Annotated in this window: 12 protein-coding genes; 5 read left to right on the top strand and 7 right to left on the bottom strand. The window is 70.0% G+C overall.

The features are described 5' to 3' along the window. Positions 1 to 70: 70 nt before the first annotated feature. Positions 71 to 712 carry a VTT domain-containing protein gene (locus tag H0523_RS21470; RefSeq protein ID WP_054430506.1) on the top strand — a complete coding sequence of 214 codons (642 nt, stop codon included), beginning with the start codon at positions 71 to 73 and terminating at the stop codon, positions 710 to 712. Between the two features lie 101 nt (positions 713 to 813). Here H0523_RS21470 and H0523_RS21465 read toward each other — a convergent pair whose 3' ends face one another. After that, positions 814 to 3,042 carry an NADP-dependent isocitrate dehydrogenase gene (locus tag H0523_RS21465; RefSeq protein WP_054430505.1) on the bottom strand — a complete coding sequence of 743 codons (2,229 nt, stop codon included), beginning with the start codon at positions 3,040 to 3,042 and terminating at the stop codon, positions 814 to 816. 442 nt (positions 3,043 to 3,484) lie between these two features. On the opposite strand from H0523_RS21465, the gene H0523_RS21460 reads away from it, so the two are divergent. Both H0523_RS21460 and ilvA read left to right on the top strand, forming a co-directional pair. Then, complete coding sequence (locus tag H0523_RS21460) at positions 3,485 to 5,011, top strand: winged helix-turn-helix domain-containing protein (RefSeq protein WP_054430504.1); 1,527 nt, start codon at positions 3,485 to 3,487, stop codon at positions 5,009 to 5,011. A 278-nt stretch (positions 5,012 to 5,289) separates the two neighbouring features. Continuing rightward, the gene (gene ilvA, locus H0523_RS21455) at positions 5,290 to 6,876 is read left to right on the top strand and encodes a threonine ammonia-lyase, biosynthetic (protein ID WP_082380311.1); all 1,587 of its coding nucleotides are present in this window, start codon (positions 5,290 to 5,292) and stop codon (positions 6,874 to 6,876) included. Here ilvA and H0523_RS21450 read toward each other — a convergent pair. Genes H0523_RS21450 through H0523_RS21435 form a run of 4 tightly spaced genes read right to left on the bottom strand, consistent with a single transcriptional unit; the run spans position 6,873 to position 10,407 of the window. Beyond that, positions 6,873 to 7,697 carry an ABC transporter ATP-binding protein gene (locus H0523_RS21450; RefSeq protein WP_054430503.1) on the bottom strand — a complete coding sequence of 275 codons (825 nt, stop codon included), beginning with the start codon at positions 7,695 to 7,697 and terminating at the stop codon, positions 6,873 to 6,875. The genes ilvA and H0523_RS21450 overlap by 4 nt on opposite strands. A 4-nt stretch (positions 7,698 to 7,701) precedes the next feature. After that, positions 7,702 to 8,157, bottom strand: a complete 456-nt coding sequence (gene azu, locus H0523_RS21445) for an azurin (protein ID WP_054430502.1) — start codon at positions 8,155 to 8,157, stop codon at positions 7,702 to 7,704. A 31-nt stretch (positions 8,158 to 8,188) separates the two neighbouring features. Continuing rightward, positions 8,189 to 9,265 (bottom strand): FecCD family ABC transporter permease, encoded by a 1,077-nt coding sequence (locus H0523_RS21440; RefSeq protein ID WP_054430501.1) that lies wholly within the window; start codon positions 9,263 to 9,265, stop codon positions 8,189 to 8,191. A gap of 20 nt (positions 9,266 to 9,285) precedes the next feature. Further along, on the bottom strand, positions 9,286 to 10,407 hold the full coding sequence (locus H0523_RS21435) for an ABC transporter substrate-binding protein (RefSeq protein WP_054430500.1): 1,122 nt from the start codon (positions 10,405 to 10,407) through the stop codon (positions 9,286 to 9,288). 214 nt (positions 10,408 to 10,621) lie between these two features. On the opposite strand from H0523_RS21435, the gene H0523_RS21430 reads away from it, so the two are divergent. Next, positions 10,622 to 11,305, top strand: coding sequence for a response regulator transcription factor (locus H0523_RS21430; protein WP_054430499.1), 684 nt, complete (start codon positions 10,622 to 10,624; stop codon positions 11,303 to 11,305). Beyond that, positions 11,265 to 12,617 (top strand): sensor histidine kinase, encoded by a 1,353-nt coding sequence (locus H0523_RS21425; RefSeq protein WP_231691887.1) that lies wholly within the window; start codon positions 11,265 to 11,267, stop codon positions 12,615 to 12,617. Before H0523_RS21430 ends, H0523_RS21425 begins: the two co-directional genes overlap by 41 nt. On the opposite strand, the gene H0523_RS21420 is transcribed toward H0523_RS21425, so the two are convergent. Continuing rightward, positions 12,595 to 14,928, bottom strand: coding sequence for a TonB-dependent receptor (locus H0523_RS21420; RefSeq protein WP_054430497.1), 2,334 nt, complete (start codon positions 14,926 to 14,928; stop codon positions 12,595 to 12,597). The two genes, H0523_RS21425 and H0523_RS21420, sit on opposite strands and share 23 nt — an antisense overlap. Positions 14,929 to 15,109: 181 nt before the next feature. After that, positions 15,110 to 16,690, bottom strand: a complete 1,581-nt coding sequence (locus H0523_RS21415; protein ID WP_054430496.1) for an aldehyde dehydrogenase (NADP(+)) — start codon at positions 16,688 to 16,690, stop codon at positions 15,110 to 15,112. Between the last annotated feature and the right edge of the window lie 41 nt (positions 16,691 to 16,731).

Genomic DNA, 16,731 nt, shown 5'->3' with positions numbered 1-16,731 from the left:
CCCGCGGCATACTCGGCGTTTTCATACGCAGGCCGGCCGCGCCGGCCGCCGCAACAAGGACCGGATCCGCATGAGTATTACCGAGCTGTTCTCGTGGCTGACCAGCGAGCAGGGCCTGATGGCGCTGCTGGCGCAGAACTGGGTGCTGGGCACCTGCATCATCGCCGCCATCGTGTTCATCGAGACCGGACTGGTGGTGATGCCGTTCCTGCCGGGCGACTCGCTGCTGTTCGCCGCCGGCGCCTTCCTGGGCCTGGCCGGCATCGATCCCATGATTTCATTGGCGGCGATCACCTTTGCCGCCATCGCTGGCGACGCGCTCAATTACGCCATCGCTTCGTCGCGCTGGGGGCAAAAACTGGCGCACAGCCGCTGGGTCAAGCCGGACCACCTGGAGCGCGCGCGCGACTATTTCGCCCGCTATGGCGCCATGACCATCACGGTGGCGCGCTTCGTGCCGATCGTGCGCACGCTGGCGCCGTTCGTGGCCGGGCTGTCGCAGATGCCGCGCCGCACCTTCTTCATCTACAACGTGGTCGGCGCCATCCTCTGGTGCGGCTCGATGCTGCTGGCGGGCTACTGGCTCGGCTCGATCGCCTGGGTGCGCGCCAATCTGCACTGGGTGTCGGTCATCATCATCGGCCTGTCGCTGATTCCGGTGGCGCTGCAGTGGCTGCAGATCCGCCGGGCGCGCAGGGTGTCGCAGGCCTGAGCGGCCCGGCATAAAACGCGGGCCAAAGAAAAAGCCGGCGGTTCCTTGCGGAACCGCCGGCTTTTTTGCGCCACCGGGCCAGGCGGCCCGGGGCGGGGGGCTTAGCCGATGTTGGCCAGCACCTGGTTCAGCGTGGCGCTGGGGCGCATGGCGCGGCTGGCCTTGTCTTCGTTCGGCTGGTAGTAGCCGCCGATGTCGACCGGCTTGCCCTGGGCGGCCTTGAGCTCTTCCAGGATCTTGGCTTCGCCTTGGACGAAGGCGGCCGCGGCCGGGGCGAACAGCGCGGCGAGCGCGCGGTCGTCGGTCTGCTCGGCCAGGGCCTGGGCCCAGTACGTCGCCAGGTAGAAGTGGCTGCCGCGGTTGTCCAGGCCGCCGACCTTGCGGTCGGGCGACTTGTTTTCGTCCAGGAACTTGGCGGTGGCCAGGTCCAGCGTCTTGCCCAGCACCAGGGCGCGGGCGTTGTCGTAGGCGCGGCCCAGGTGATCCAGCGAAGCGGCCAGGGCCATGAACTCGCCCAGCGAGTCCCAGCGCAGGAAGCCTTCTTCCAGGAACTGCTGCACGTGCTTGGGCGCCGAACCGCCGGCGCCGGTTTCGAACAGGCCGCCACCGGCGACCAGCGGCACGATCGACAGCATCTTGGCGCTGGTGCCCAGTTCCATGATGGGGAACAGGTCGGTCAGGTAGTCACGCAGCACGTTGCCGGTCACCGAGATGGTGTCCAGGCCTTCGCGGATGCGCTTGAGCGAGAACTTGGTGGCCTCGACCGGGGGCAGGATGCGCAGATCCAGGCCGTTGGTGTCGTGGTCGTTCAGGTACTGCTTGACCTTGGCGATGACCTGGGCGTCGTGGGCGCGCTTTTCGTCGAGCCAGAACACGGCCGGCGTCTGGCTGACGCGGGCGCGGGTGACGGCCAGCTTGACCCAGTCCTGGATCGCGGCGTCCTTGGTCTGGCACATGCGCCAGAGGTCGCCGGCCTCGACGGCCTGCTCCAGCAGCACCTTGCCCGAGGCGTCGGTGACGCGCACGGTGCCGGCGGCGGGGATGACGAAGGTCTTGTTGTGCGAGCCGTATTCCTCGGCGGCCTGGGCCATCAGGCCGACGTTGGGCACGCTGCCCATCGTGACCGGATTGAAGGCGCCGTGCTGCTTGCAGTCGTCGATGACGGCCTGGTAGACGCCGGCGTAGCAACGATCGGGGATGACGGCCTTGGCGTCCTGCAGCTTGCCTTCGGCGTTCCACATCTTGCCCGAGTCGCGGATCATGGCGGGCATGGAGGCGTCGACGATGACGTCGCTCGGCACGTGCAGGTTGGTGATGCCCTTGTCGGAGTTCACCATGGCCAGCTGCGGCAGCGTCTTGTAGGCGGCGTCGATGTCGGCGGTGATCGCGGCCTGCTGGTCGGCGGGCAGCGACTGGATCTTGGCGTACAGGTCGCCGATGCCGTTGTTGGGATCGAAGCCGGCCTGCTTGAGGACGGCGGCGTGCTTGGCCAGCACGTCCTTGTAGAACACGGACACCACGTGGCCGAAGATGACGGGGTCGGAGACCTTCATCATGGTGGCCTTCAGGTGCACCGAGAACAGCACGCCCTGGGCGCGCGCGTCGTCGATCTGGGCCTGCAGGAAGGTCTTGAGCTTGGCGGTCGACAGCACGGCGGCGTCGATGATCTCGCCGGCCTTGACCGGGGTCTTTTCCTTCAGGACGGTCTTGGCGCCATCGGCGGCGGTCAGTTCGATCTTGACGTCGCCGGCGTCGGCGATCAGGGCCGACTTTTCGGTGCCGTAGAAGTCGCCGCTGTCCATGTGCGCCACGTGCGACTTGGAGTCAGCCGTCCAGGCGCCCATCTTGTGCGGGTGCTTGCGGGCGTAGTTCTTGACCGACAGCGGGGCGCGGCGGTCGGAGTTGCCTTCGCGCAGCACGGGGTTGACGGCGCTGCCCTTGACCTTGTCGTAGCGCGCCTTGACGTCGCGCTCGGTGTCGTTGGCCGGGGCGTCCGGGTAGTCGGGCAGCTTGTAGCCTTGTTCCTGCAGTTCCTTGATGGCGGCCTTCAGCTGCGGCATCGAGGCGCTGATGTTCGGCAGCTTGATGATGTTGGCTTCGGGTTGCACCGCCAGGGCGCCCAGCTCGGCCAGGGCGTCGCCCAGCTTCTGGCTGTCATCCAGGTAGTCGGGGAACAGGGCGATGATGCGGCCCGCCAGGGAGATGTCGCGGGTCTCGACCGTGATGCCAGCGGACTTCGCGAAGGTCTGGACGATCGGCAGCAGGGAACGGGTTGCAAGCGCCGGAGCTTCGTCGGTGAGGGTATAGATAATCTTCGGAGTAAGAGACATGATCCTTGAATCTGTTCGGCGGTGGCGCTAGGCGCAAACCCGAACATGCTATGCGGCGTCAGCCGGTAGATGTTGTCGAGAGTGGGTTCGTATGGGCAGACCCGGGCCAGGCCCCGATCGGCTCAACATGGCGCCGCCCGTCCTTTATTGCTGGTCCAATTGCCCGACCGCCTGGAAAGTGCGAGTGCCACGAACCAAACATTGTAATACTGTGGCCCGCCCGGCGGGCGCGGAAATGGGCGCCAATCGTCCGCGGGCCGTGCGTTTGGGGCCGAAAAACCGGATTTTTCCCCCAGGAATGGCGCCAAATCGGCGCAACCTGCTGGTATCGGCCTGCAAGTATTGGCTAATATTCGGCAACTTCCCGCGCCGCCTGGCGGGCGGGAAAGCGCGGGGCGCCGGATGACGATGGGCGTTGTACAGCCCCGGCGTGGAGGGATGCATGCGGTTTGGCAATCTGTTGTTCGATCCGAAGTTTCGCTACGCCAGCCGTACCGATGGCAAGACGATCCATTTCACGCCGGTCGAGAGCGCGGCCCTGTCGCTGCTCACCGGACACGTTGGCCAGATCCTGCCGCGCCAGCGCCTGCTGGACGCGACCCAGCGCGGTGACGCCGAAGCGCTCGAGCGCAGCGTGGACCTGCTCATCAACCGCCTGCGCGGCAAGCTTGGCGATTCGGCCCGCGCGCCGCGCTTCATCGCCACCAGCTATGGCGAGGGCTACAGCTGGGTCGCCGCGCGCGAGGCGGGGCCGGGCGGCGACGTCTACGTCGCCATCGGCCCGGCGGCCGGCCCCGAGGCCCTGCGCGCCGAGCCGCGCGTGCGGGCCTTCCTGACCGATCTGGCCGGCGCCCTGCGGGCGCGGCTGCCGAGCGAGCGCGGCGTCAGCCTGTTGTCGCTGGCGGCCGCCAACGAAGCCGGCGCGCCGTTCCGTGTCGAGGTCGGGCTGCGCCAGGACGACGCCGGGGTGCATTGCGCCGTGGTGCTGCGCGAAGCCGCCAGCGGCGCCGCGCTGCGCGCCGAGCGCTGGACCATCGCGCCGACCGACGAGGCCGAGGTCGGCCGCACCGCCGCCGCGACGTTCGCCGCCGCCATCAAGAGCGAGATCTGGCGCAACCTGGCGCGCGCCCGGGGCGGCGTGGCCGGCCCCACCGACGAACCGATCGAGCTGCGCCTGCATCGCGCCGCCGTGCTCCTGTCGCGCACTCCGCAGAGCTGGCTCGAATCGGAGGCCGAGCTCAGCAAGCTGCGCGCCGAGCAGCCCGAGGATCCGCAGACGGCGCTGATGTGGGCTTCGCACCTGTATTCCCGGCTGGTGCTGGACCTGTCGGCCGATCCGGCCGCGCTGGAGCCGCAGATCGAGGCGCTGGTGTTCCAGGCGCTGCCGCACGTGCGCGACAACCCGATGCTGGCGCTGGCGGCCGCCAAGCTGCTGTGCTTCGTCAGCCACGGGCATCTGGAACTGGCCGAGGCGCTGGCCGAGGAGGCCTTCGCCCGCAGCACCGCGTTCGCGTCGGCCTTCGCGGTGCTGGGCCAGCTGCGGCTGAACCGCGGGCGCCTGCGGGAGGCCATCGATTACTTCGACCAGGGCATCGAGCTGGCCGAGGCCGGCTCGGAGTTCCAGGTGTTCCTGATGGTGCTCAAGTGCACCACGCTGCTGGCGCTGGACGACCGCCAGGCCTGCCTGACGGCCTGCGAGACGCTGTACCGGACCAAGCCCCTGACGCGGGCGCAGATGGGGCTGTTCCTGTCCTCGCCCGACGAGGTGCTGCCGGACGACCTGCGCCAGATCCTGCTGACGCTGGACGCGGGCCTGCTGCGCCGGCTGCTGGCGCACTTCGAATACCTGTTCGTGCGGCGGGTGCCGGACGCGGCCGGCAGGAAGAACATGTTCCGCGGCGTGCTGGCGCAGCTGGCGAAGCACCGGCCGATCGATGACTTGCCGCCGCAGGCGGGCGCCTATCTGTAGGCCCCCGGTGCAGGCGCCCTGTGCGGGCACCTCCCAAGCCCGCATCCGTGCAGGCCGGCCGCAAGCGCGCCGGAAAGGCCGATTTGACAAACGGCCGCGCATGCGGGAAGCTACGGCCCATGACTTCCCGCGCCGTCCGCATTTCGCTGATTATTACCATCATTCCTGGAATGGTGGGTTAACGCGCGACCGCAGTCAGTCAAACAAACCCGCCCCACGAGGCGGGTTTTTTGTTGCCGCCTCTGCCGGGCCCAGCCCCCACGCCGCAGAGAGTTTTCATGCAACAACCGCAAGCCGCCACCGCCAAGACGTCCGAGACCGACCCCTTCACTCCGGGCCATGCCGCGCCCATGGAATACCTGCGCCAGATCCTGACGGCGCGGGTCTATGACATCGCCCGCGAGACCGAACTGGACCTGGCCCAGGGCCTGTCGCGCCGCCTGGGCAACCGCGTGCACCTCAAGCGCGAGGACAACCAGCCGGTGTTCTCGTTCAAGGTGCGCGGCGCCTACAACAAGATGCGCAACACGCCGCAGGCGGCGCTGGAACGCGGCGTCATCACGGCCTCGGCCGGCAACCACGCCCAGGGCGTGGCGATCTCCGCCGCCCGGCTCGGCGTGCGGGCCACCATCGTGGTGCCGCAGACCGCGCCGCAGGTGAAGGTGGACGCGGTGCGCGCCTTCGGCGGCCCGACGGTGCAGGTGGTGCTGGCGGGCGATTCCTACAGCGATGCCTATGCCTACGCGCAGACGCTGGCCCGCGACCAGGACCTGACCTTCATCCCGGCGTTCGACGATCCCTACGTCATCGCCGGCCAGGGCACGGTGGGCATGGAGATCCTGCGCCAGCACCCGGGGCGGCTGGACGCGGTGTTCGTGCCGATCGGCGGCGGCAGCTTGGCGGCGGGGGTGTCGGTGTACATGAAGGCGGTGGATCCGTCGGTCAAGGTGATCGGGGTGCAGACGGTCGATTCCAGCGCCATGGCGCAGTCGATCCAGGTGGGCGAGCGGGTCAGCCTGGCCGAGGTCGGGCTGTTCTCGGACGGCACGGCGGTCAAGCTGGTGGGCGAGGAGACCTTCCGCCTGTGCCGCCAGTATCTGGACGAGGTCATCCTGGTGGATACCGACGCGGTCTGCGCGGCGATCAAGGACGTGTTCCTGGACACCCGCAGCGTGCTGGAACCGGCGGGCGCGCTGGCGCTGGCCGGGCTCAAGCAGTACGTCGAGCGCGAAGGCGCGCAGGGCCAGTCGCTGGTGGCGATCACCTCGGGCGCCAACATGAATTTCGACCGCATGCGCTTCGTGGCGGACCGGGCCGAGGTGGGCGAGGCGCGCGAAGCCGTGTTCGCCGTGACGCTGCCCGAGGAACGCGGCAGCTTCCGCCGCTTCTGCGCCGTGATGGGCGCGCGCAGCGTGACCGAGTTCAACTACCGCATCGCCGACGCCAACACCGCCCGCATTTTCGTCAGCGTGCAGATCGCGCGCCGCGGCGAGGGCGCGGACATCATGCGCGGCCTGGAGCAGGAAGGCTTCGCGGTCAGCGACCTGAGCCACAACGAAGTCTCCAAGCAGCACATCCGCTACATGGTGGGCGGACGCTCGCCGCTGGCGGGCGGCGAACGGCTGTTCCGCTTCGAGTTCCCGGAGCGTCCGGGCGCGCTGATGAAGTTCCTGTCGGCGATGGCGCCGAACTGGAACATCAGCCTGTTCCACTACCGCAACCAGGGCGCGGACTTCAGCTCGGTGCTGGTGGGCATCCAGGCGCCGCTGGCGGACGACGCGGCGCTGGACCGCTTCCTGGCGCAGCTGGGCTACGCGCATTGGGAAGAGACGGCGAACGAGGCGTACCGGCAGTTTCTGATCTAGGCGGCCAACCCATGATGGGCCAGCCCATGATGGGCCAACCCATGATGGGCCAACCCGTCCACATGCACCTGGGGCTGGCCTTGCGGGCAGCGCTCCACGCGCGCCAGCACGCCATAGGCGCGGCGCAGCGTATCGGGCGTGACCACGTGCCGCGGCGGGCCTTCGGCCAGCAGGACGCCGCCGTGCAGCAGCAGCGCATGGTCGGCGTGGCGCAGCGCGATGTTCAGGTCGTGCAGCACCACCAGCGTGATGAGCCGGTGGCGGACGGTCTGGCGCCGCAGCACGTCCATGACGTGGAACTGGTAGTTCAGGTCCAGCGCCGACAGCGGCTCGTCCAGCAGCAGCAGGCGCGGCCGCCGCACCAGCGCCTGCGCCAGCGAGGCCAGCTGCTTCTGGCCGCCGGACAGCTCGTCGAGGTAGCGGCTGGCGAGATGGCCGATGCCCAGTTCGGCCAGCACCTGCATGGCCTCGCGCATCAAGGCGTCGCCGCCCTGGCGCGCGCGGCCCGAGCGGGCCGCCACCAGCACCGACTCCAGCACGGTCATGTGCACGCCCTTGGGCAGGGCCTGGGGCATGTACATGGCGTGCTCGGCGCGGCGGGCCGGAGAGAGGCCGGCGAAATCCGCGCCGTCCAGCCGCAGGTCGCCGCCCAGCATGGGATTGAGCCCCGCCAGCGTCTTGAGCAGCGTCGATTTGCCGCTGCCGTTCGGTCCCAGCAGGGCCGTCAGCGTGCCTTCGGGCAGCGGCGCCGCCCGCAGGCCGCGCAGCACCGGGCGGTTGCCGTAGCCGGCGGTCAGCGAGCGGATCTCCAGCGAGGCCATGGCGTCAGGGCTGCAGCGCCAGCGTGCCGCGCATGTGCTGGGCGTGGGCCGGGAACGAGCAATAGAAGGTGTACGACTGGCCGGCGGCCAGGCGGCTGACCGGGAACGTGACGGTGGCGGTTTCGCCGCCGCCGAGCATCGGCGTCTTGGCCAGGATGCGGCCGTCGCCGGGCGCCAGGAAGTCGTGCGCCGCGCCGGCCTTGATGCCGTCGACCATGACCGCGTCGATGTCCTCGGTCTTGGTCAGCACCCAGTTGTGGCCGGCCTTTTCCTTGCTGTTCTTGCCGGTGTGGATGAGGCGCACCGTGAAGTCCTTGCAGGTCGCGGGCACCACGATGTGGTTGGGCGCGAACTTCTTGCCGGGCTGGCCTTCGACGTCGATGCTGCAGGCGGGATCGGCGGCGTGGGCGGCGCCGGTGGCCAGCAGGGCGACGAGGGCGAGCGGGTAACGGTATTGCATGGGGAGGCGTCTCCGGGGACAGGGAAAGGCGTCAGCCGCGCTTGAGGGCGCGGATGACGATGGTGAGAAAGAAGGGAATGCCGACCAGCGAGGTCACGATGCCGACCGGGATCAGGGCGCCGGGCAGCACGGTCTTGGAGGCGACCGAGGCCAGCGACAGGATCAGGGCGCCGGCCAGCGCGCTGCCGGGCAGGTAGTAGCGATGGTCCTCGCCCAGCAGCAGGCGGGCGATGTGCGGCGCCACCAGGCCGACGAAGCCGATGGTGCCGACGAACGACACCGCCAGCGCCGCCAGCGCGCTGACCCGCAGCAGGCTCACCAGGCGCAGGCGCTTGACGTCGATGCCGAAGCTGGCGGCGCGTTCCTCGCCCAGGCGCACGGCGGTGAGTTTCCAGGCGTCGCGCAACGAGAACGGCAGCGCCAGCGCCAGCGCGGCCGCCATCACGCCGACGGTGGTCCAGGTGGCGCGCGCCAGGCTGCCCATGGTCCAGAACACGATGCCTTGCAGCGCTTCCTCGCTGGCGATGAACTGCAGCAGCATGACCAGCGCCTGGAACGAATACACCAGGGCGATGCCGAACAGCACCACGCCCAGCGTCGAACCGCCGCGCCAGCGCGCCACGCGCTCCAGGATCAGCACCGACACCAGGGTGCTGGCGAAGGCCGACAGCGACACCACCATGCCGGGCGGCAGCGCCGGCACGTGCCAGTCCAGCGTGATGGCCAGCGAGGCGCCGAACGCGGCCGCGGCCGACACGCCCAGCGTATAGGGGCTGGCCAACGGGTTGTCCAGCATGGTCTGCATCTCGGCGCCGCCCAGGCCCAGGGCCAGGCCCACCAGTAGCGCCATCAGGGCGTAGGGCAGGCGGAACTGCCAGACGATGACGCGGGTGCCGGCGTCGGCGGCGTCGGGGTGCAGCAGGGTGCGCAGCAGGTCGAGCGGCGCCAGGCCGGCCGGGCCGGTGGCGATGTCGGCCAACAGGCTGATGGCGATGGCCACGGCCAGCGCCAGGGCCAGCGCCAGCCGCCGCCGGCGGGTGCGATGGTAGCGGGCGACGGGATCGTCCAGGACGCCGTCGGCGGCGAGGACGGTAGCGGAAGTCTGCATGATGGCGTGCCTGCTTGCCATCAACGGGCGGAGGGTGCGGTCCAGTAGGTGCCGGCGCCGTCCACGTCGAGGAAGTCGCGGTACAGCGTGGCCAGCGTGGCGTCCGGGTCCAGCGCGGCGGCGCGTACGGGGTACAGCCACTTGGCCATCGCTTCGATCGCCGCGACGTTGTAGGGCGAGTTGTAGAACGCGTGCCAGATGCCGAAGGCGCGGCCGCGCTTGACCGCGTCCAGGTCGCGGATGCCGTCGCGTTGCAGCACGGTGGACAGGCTGGCGGCGGAGACCTCGGCCGCGGCGCCGGGGCCCACCAGCAGGCCTGGGCGGCCGGGGTCGGAGCGGCTGCCGGTGGCGATGTAGACCTGCGGCTGGGCCTTGAGCAGGAACTCCATGCTGACGTCGCCGATCGCGCCCGGCAGCACCGGGGCGGCGACGTTGACGCCGCCGGCGGCTTCCAGCAGGTCGCCGAAACTGCCGTTGCCGGTGGTGTGGCAGCAGGCGGGCCAGACGCCGGCCAGCATCTCGACGAATGCGCGCGGACGCTCGGCCTGCGGCACCGGCTGCACCAGCTCGCGAACCTTGGCCAGGTGCGACTCATAGAAGGCGATGTAGCGCTCGGCCTGTTCCGGGCGGTCGAGCGCCTGGCCCAGGATGCGCAGGCTGGGCACGGTGTTCTTGACCGGATGCTGGCGGAAGTCGATGAACACGACCGGGATGCCGGCCTGCTGCAGCGACGCGATCATCGGGTTGTTGCGGCCCGGGCCATGGCCGCTCAGGCTGAAGATGGCCACGTCCGGCTTGAGCGAGACGATCTTCTCCGGGCTGACGCTGGCTTCCGAGGTGGTGCCGATCAGCGGCACGTCGGCCGCCTTGGGGAAGCGCTTGATCAGTTGCTGCCAGGAATAGGGATCCTGCTGCTTGAGTTCGCCCTGCCAGCCGACCACGCGCGCCACCGGGTCGGCGCGATCCAGCAGCGCCATGGCGAAGACGAAGCGGCCTTCGCCCAGCAGCACCCGCTGCGGATGATCGGGCACGGTGACGACGCGGCCGGCCAGGTCGGTCACCTGGCGGGCCTGGGCGCCGGGCAGGGCGCAGAGCAGGGCGGTGGCGGCCAGCGCCGCGCGGAACATGATTTTCAAACGCATGGGAGATCCCGATCCAGTGGCCACGACACGCCCCGCGGGCTTGCGGGTAACGCGAACCATTCCTATCGGCAGGCAGTCTCCGCCATCGGGGTTCAAGAATTCGTTAAGACGCTCGCCAGGCGGTGGCGGCCCCGCCGCGAAACGGTTCGCGTGCGTGGCCGGATCGCGGTCGCGCTTACAATCTGAGATTGATTTCCATTCCCGGCTCCGCCCCATGCGCGTTCTTGTCATCGAAGACGACCCCGATATCCTCGCCAACATCACGCACCACCTGACGCGCCGCGGCTACATCGTCGACTGCGCCGAGGACGGGCTGCGCGGCTACGCCATGGCGGCCGAGGGCGGCTTCGACCTGATCGTGCTGGACCTGATGCTGCCGCGGCTGGACGGCTATGACCTGTGCCGGCGGCTGCGCACCGAGGCCGGCTGCGATACCCCGGTCATCATGGTGACCGCGCGCGATACCCTGGACAACCGGTTGACGGGGTTCGACGCCGGCGCCGACGACTACCTGGTCAAACCGTTCGCCCTGGCTGAGCTGGCCGCGCGCGCCAAGGCGCTGCTGCACCGCGCCAGCGGCGCCGGCGCGGCGCGGGTGCTGCGGGTCGGCGACCTGACGCTGGATACCGGCACGCTGGCGCTGGCGCGCGGCGGGCAGGCGCTGCGGCTGCCGCCGTCGCCGCTGCAACTGCTGATGCTGCTGATGCGCGCCAGTCCCGCGGTGGTGCACCGCGGCCGGCTCGAAGAGGCGCTGTGGCGCGATTCGCCGCCGGACAGCGACAGCCTGCGCACCCATATCCACCAGATCCGCCAGGTGGTGGACAAGCCGTTCGCCACGCCGCTGCTGCACACCGTGCATGGCATCGGCTACCAGTTGCGGGCCGTTGACGATGCGTAGCGCGCGGCGCGGGCTGGCGCGCTATCTGGTGCGCACCTACCTGCTGCTGGCGCTGCTGGTCGGCGGCGTGCTGACCTGGGTCTCGATCTGGAGCGTGAACACGCTCGAAGTCCACCTGCAGCGCATCGACATGGGCATGGCGGTCGAGCGCGTCCGCAGCGACTTCCTGGCCGGCATCGACCCGGGCCGGCCGCACCGGTTCTTCCACGGCGAACCGGGCGGCGCGGCGTTTCCGCAATGGCTGCGCGGGCTGGCGCCGGGCTTTCACAAGATCGAGCGCGACGGCCGCGTCTGGCACGTGATGGTGGACGACAAGGACGGCCAGCGCTACATGCTGCTGCGCGACTACACCGAGTACGAACGCAACCAGTCCACTTCGCACTGGACCGTGGTCAGCGGCCTGGCCGGCGGCCTGGTGCTGGCGTTCGTGCTGGGCACGCTGGCGACCCGGCGCATGCTGCGGCCGCTGGCGCGGCTGGCGGCGCAGGTCACGGCGCGCGGCGCCCAGCCGCCCCAGACCCGCCTGGCGGCGGACTATCCGCCGGACGAGATCGGCCGGCTGGCGGACGCCTTCGACGCCACCTACAACCAGCTCGAACAGGCGTTGCGGCGCGAACAGCTGTTCACGGCCGACGTCGGCCATGAACTGCGCACGCCGCTGATGGTGATTTCCAGCTCCTGCGAGCTGCTGCTGGACGAGCCCGGCCTGGACGCCGACGGCAGCGCCCGCGTGCGGCGCATCGCCGCGGCCGCGGCCGACATGGGGGAACGGCTCGACACCTACCTGATGCTGGCGCGCGGCCGCGATGCCGGCGACCAGTTCGCGCGCGACAGCGCCGGCGGCGCGGCGCGCGAACAGTTGGCGGCCTGGAGCGCGATGGCGCAACGGCGTGGCATGTCGCTGGTGCTCGAAGCGCCGGCGCAGGCGAGCATGGCGGGTCCAGGCGATGCGCCGGCGGCGGCCGGAGAGGCCGACGCGCCGCGTTTTCCCGCGCCCTTGCTGCGCGCGCTGCTGTCCAACCTGATCCGCAACTCGCTGCAATATGCCGGCCCGGGCGCGCGGGTCACAATCAGCGCCGGCCCCGACTACCTGCAGGTGGCCGACGACGGCCCGGGCATCCCGCTGGAACGGCAGGAAGCCGTCTTCAGCCCGTTCGTGCGCGGCGCGCAGCCCGATGCCGGCAACCTGGGGCTGGGCCTGTCCCTGGTGCGGCGCATCTGCGAGCACCAGGGCTGGCGCGTCTCGCTGCGGTCGGCGCCAGGGCAGGGCAGCGTGTTCCGGGTGGACCTCAGAACGCCAGGTCGGCCGTGAAGGTCACGGTGCGGCCCGCGCCCGGCACGCCATAGAGCTGGAAGCCGTCGAGCGAGGCGCCGACGCGGCTGTAGTAGAACTTGTTGAACAGGTTCTCCACGTTCATGCCCAGGGTCAGCGACTTGTCGACGCGGTAGCGCGCGGCGACCGAGTGCAGCCAGTAGGACGGCGCCTTCTCGTCGTCGCGCACCCAGATGGGATGGGTGCCGGACGGGCCCGACACGGTGGAACTGTTGTTGTTCTTGCCGCCCACGTACTTGTTGTCGGTGTAGCGCCGCTTGCCCACGTATTGCGCGCCGTAGCTCAGCGACAGCTTGTCGGTGGCGGCATAGGTGGTCCACAGGTTGAACGTCAGGTCGGGCACGTTCTTGGCTTCCTCGCCGCTGTTGGCGCCCTTGGTGATGCGGCTCTTCATGGCGCTGACGCCGGCGAAGGCCGACCAGCGCGGGGTGAGGTTGCCGGCCAGCCCCAGTTCGATGCCGTCGACCCGCTTGGCGGGCAGCGCGCGCACCACGTCGGTGGCGTCGTCGCCATACTCCCAGGAGTCGGACAGCTCGGTGCGGAACACCGCGCCGGTCAGCGACAGGTCGCCCTGGGCCAGGTCCCACTTGCCGCCCAGCTCGTAGGTCTTGGACACCGCCGGCTTGTAGCTGTCGCCGCCGGTGGCGCCGTAGATGTTGTTGTTGGTCGAGGCGCCCAGCGCGGATGGCTGCGCGGCCTGGCTGTAGGCGGCGTAGAGGCTGGCTTCGGGCGCCGGCTTGTAGGTCACGCCCAGGCGGCCGCTCCAGGCGCCGTCCTCGACCCGGTTGGTGCTGTGCTTGCCGGCGGAGCCGGTGACCTGCGTGACGCGGAACCGGTCATAGCGCAGCGCGCCCTGCAGCAGCCATTGCGGCGTCAGCGTCAGCGTGTCGCCCACGTACAGGCCGGTGTTGAAGACCTCGGCGCGGTTGCCGTCGGCGCCCTTGACCGTGTCGACCCCGCCCATGTCGACGCCGCCGTTGTTGCGCAGGTCGAAGGTCGGGTTGGTCGACGGCGCCTTGATGGTGCGTTCGTGGTCGCCGTAGGTCTCCTTGTAGAACTCCACGCCGGTCACCAGCTGGTGCTTGATGGCGCCGGTCTGGAAATCCAGGCTCAGGTTGGTCTGGTTGGCCAGGATGGTGTAGCGCTTGGAGGTGCCGAAGTCGTTGCCGCGCAGCTGGCCGTAGGGGCTGGGGTTGTCCAGCGGCACATAGCCGCTGTACGAGGGGATGCCGTCAGCGCTGTTGACCAGCGGTCCGGCGCCGGCGTAGCCGTAGGAGGTGCGCGAGGTGCTGTTCAGGCGCGCCGGCGACAGCACGCCGATGCGGTCGGTCTGTTCCCAGCGGCTGATGTTGGACAGGCGCACGCGGTCGTTGAAATCGTGTTCCGCCTTCAGGGTGGCCTGGTCGGTGCGGGTCTGTTCGGTGTACAGCGACGGATCGCCGTACCAGGCGTTGCGCGACACGTTCGGCATGCGCTGGCCGCCGGTGCCGCGCTGGATCGGCACGCCGCCGTCGGGAATGTTGTTGTCTTCCTGGTGCAGGTAGTTCAGGGTGACGCGGGTGGGCGTGCCCAGCCCCATCGCCAGCGAGGCCGCCATGCCGGAGCGGTCGAACTCGGTCACGTCGCGCTCGGCCACGCCGTTGTGGTGGCGCATCAGATTGATGCGCAGCGCCGAGCTGTCGGTCAGTTCCTGGTTCAGGTCGGCCGTGATGCGGCGGTAGTGGTCGGTGCCCAGGCCGCCGGACGCCTTGTAGAACGAGCCCAGCCGGGCTTCCTTGCTGACCAGGTTGACGCTGCCGCCGACCGCGGAGACGCCGGACTCGATCGAGCCGGTGCCCTTGAAGACCTCGGCGCGCTCCAGGTTGAAGATGTCGGTGCGGCTGGACATGCCGGCGTCGCGGATGCCGTCGACGGTGATGCTCTGTTCCGCCGAGAAGCCGCGGATGGTGAACATGTCGCCCCAGCCCAGGTTGCCCTCGCCGGAGCTGAAGGTGATGCCGGGAACGTTGCGCAGCACGTCCTGCAGGCTCTGGGCCTGTTGTTCCTCCAGCACCTCGCGGGGCACCACGGTGATGCTCTGCGGGGTGTTCAGGAGCGGCTCGGTGAACTTGCCGGATTGCACCCGTTCCGCCTTGTAGGGCGCGGGGCTGTCGGCCTGCACCGTCACCGGCGCCAGCACCGTGGCGTTGTCGTTGGCGGGTTGCGCCTGCGCGCTGGCGGCGGCGCCAAGCGCCACGCCCAGGGTCTTGAGCGCCATCGCGCCGGGATGAGAGGGTTTGTACTGCGCCATGATCGGGTTCCAGGAAAAGTGCCAATGAGAATCGTTAGCGATTCTAGGAAGGCGCGTCTCAAGATCTCGTTAAGGCGTGTGGCGCCGGCCCCCCACCCGGAGAGGCGCGGGGTCGGTAAATCGGACCGAGGCAGGGGTGAATGAACGGCGGCGCCGGTGCCGCCGTCCCGTGGGCGTGCCGTCAGGCCGACAGCACGCCGTCGGTCATGCGCGGCAGGCCGAGCGGATTGGCGCGCTTGAGGCCGTCGGGCAGCAGCGCGTCGGGCAGGTCCTGGTAGCAGACCGGACGCAGGAAACGGCGGATGGCGGTGGCGCCGACCGAGGTCGAGGCGGGATTGGAGGTGGCCGGGAACGGGCCGCCGTGCACCATCGCATGGCTGACTTCGACGCCCGTGGGATAGCCGTTGGCCAGGATCCGGCCGGCCTTGCGTTCGAGCACCGGCAGCAGGCCGCGCGCGACGTCGGCGTCGGCGTCGTCCACGAACAGGGTCGCGGTCAGCTGGCCTTCCAGGTGCTCGGCCACCGCGCGCATCTGCGCGGCGTCGCGGCATGCCACCACCAGCGAGGCGGGGCCGAACACTTCGGCCTCCAGCTCGGGCGAGGCCAGGAAGCGGGTGGCGTCGGTGCCGAATACGGCGGGGCCGGCGGCGTTGGCGGCGGGCCGCGAGGCTTCGCCGCGTCCCAGCGTGGCGACGCTGGCGTGGCCGGCCAGGGCCTGTTCGCCTTGCGCGTAGGCCGAGAAGATACCGGGGGTCAGCATGGTGGCGGCGCCCTTGGCCTGCACCGCCTGGCCGGCGGCCTGGCGGAAGCGCTCCAGCGCCGGGCCTTCGATGCCGATCACCAGGCCGGGGTTGGTGCAGAACTGGCCCACGCCCATGACCAGCGATTCGACGAAGCCCTTGGCGATGGTCTCGGCGCGCGCTTCCAGGGCGGCGGGCAGCAGGAAGACGGGGTTGATGCTGGACATCTCGGCATACACCGGGATCGGCACCGGGCGCGCGTTGGCGGCCGCCACCAGGGCCAGGCCGCCGCGGCGCGAGCCGGTGAAGCCGACCGCGGTGATGGCCGGGTGCGTCGCCAGCGCGGTGCCGATCTCGTTGCCGGCGCCGAACAGCAGCGAAAACACGCCTTCGGGCAGGCCGTGCTTGGCCACCGCTTGCTGGATCACGCGGCCCACCATTTCGGAGGTGCCGGGATGGGCGTTGTGGGCCTTGACGATCACCGGGCAGCCGGCGGCCAGCGCCGACGCGGTATCGCCGCCCGCCACCGAGAACGCCAGCGGGAAGTTGCTGGCGCCGAATACGGCCACCGGGCCCAGCGGCACGTTGGCCAGGCGCAGGTCGGCGCGCGGCAGCGGCTGGCGGTCGGGTTGGGCGGGGTCGACGGTGGCGTCCAGGAAGTAGCCGTCGCGCACCACGCGCGCGAACAGGCGCAGCTGGCCGACCGTGCGGCCGCGCTCGCCCTGCAGGCGGGCCAGCGGCAGGCCGGTTTCCAGGTGGGTGCGTTCGATCAGCGCGTCGCCCAGCGCCAGGATGCCTTCGGCAATGCTTTCGAGGAATTGCGCGCGGGTCTCGAGCGGCGCGGCGCGGTAGGGGTCGAACGCAGCGGCGGCCAGTTCCGCGGCGCGCGCCACGTCCTCGGCGGTGCCGGCGCAGAAACCGGGTTGCAACGGTTCGCCGCGGGCCGGGTCGATGGCGTGCAGCGGGGCGCCGGCCCCCTTTACGGCCTGGGCGCCGATCAACATATTGCCGGTCAAGGTCATGAATCTCTCCGAATGAAAACGCCCCCGGAACGGGGGCGAAC

The sequence above is a fragment of the Achromobacter insuavis genome (assembly GCF_902859645.1).
Lineage (GTDB): Bacteria > Pseudomonadota > Gammaproteobacteria > Burkholderiales > Burkholderiaceae_B > Achromobacter > Achromobacter insuavis.
Note: the sequence above shows the minus strand (reverse complement) of the source record. Positions and strands in the feature narration are given on the sequence as shown.

Excerpts from the sequence above, each read along its gene's own strand:
- H0523_RS21470 (WP_054430506.1), top strand. The coding sequence starts at position 71 with ATGAGTATTACCGAGCTGTTCTCGTGGCTGACCAGCGAGCAGGGCCTG.
- H0523_RS21465 (WP_054430505.1), bottom strand. The coding sequence starts at position 3,042 with ATGTCTCTTACTCCGAAGATTATCTATACCCTCACCGACGAAGCTCCG.
- H0523_RS21460 (WP_054430504.1), top strand. The coding sequence starts at position 3,485 with ATGCGGTTTGGCAATCTGTTGTTCGATCCGAAGTTTCGCTACGCCAGC.
- ilvA (WP_082380311.1), top strand. The coding sequence starts at position 5,290 with ATGCAACAACCGCAAGCCGCCACCGCCAAGACGTCCGAGACCGACCCC.
- H0523_RS21450 (WP_054430503.1), bottom strand. The coding sequence starts at position 7,697 with ATGGCCTCGCTGGAGATCCGCTCGCTGACCGCCGGCTACGGCAACCGC.
- azu (WP_054430502.1), bottom strand. The coding sequence starts at position 8,157 with ATGCAATACCGTTACCCGCTCGCCCTCGTCGCCCTGCTGGCCACCGGC.
- H0523_RS21440 (WP_054430501.1), bottom strand. The coding sequence starts at position 9,265 with ATGCAGACTTCCGCTACCGTCCTCGCCGCCGACGGCGTCCTGGACGAT.
- H0523_RS21435 (WP_054430500.1), bottom strand. The coding sequence starts at position 10,407 with ATGCGTTTGAAAATCATGTTCCGCGCGGCGCTGGCCGCCACCGCCCTG.
- H0523_RS21430 (WP_054430499.1), top strand. The coding sequence starts at position 10,622 with ATGCGCGTTCTTGTCATCGAAGACGACCCCGATATCCTCGCCAACATC.
- H0523_RS21425 (WP_231691887.1), top strand. The coding sequence starts at position 11,265 with ATGGCATCGGCTACCAGTTGCGGGCCGTTGACGATGCGTAGCGCGCGG.
- H0523_RS21420 (WP_054430497.1), bottom strand. The coding sequence starts at position 14,928 with ATGGCGCAGTACAAACCCTCTCATCCCGGCGCGATGGCGCTCAAGACC.
- H0523_RS21415 (WP_054430496.1), bottom strand. The coding sequence starts at position 16,690 with ATGACCTTGACCGGCAATATGTTGATCGGCGCCCAGGCCGTAAAGGGG.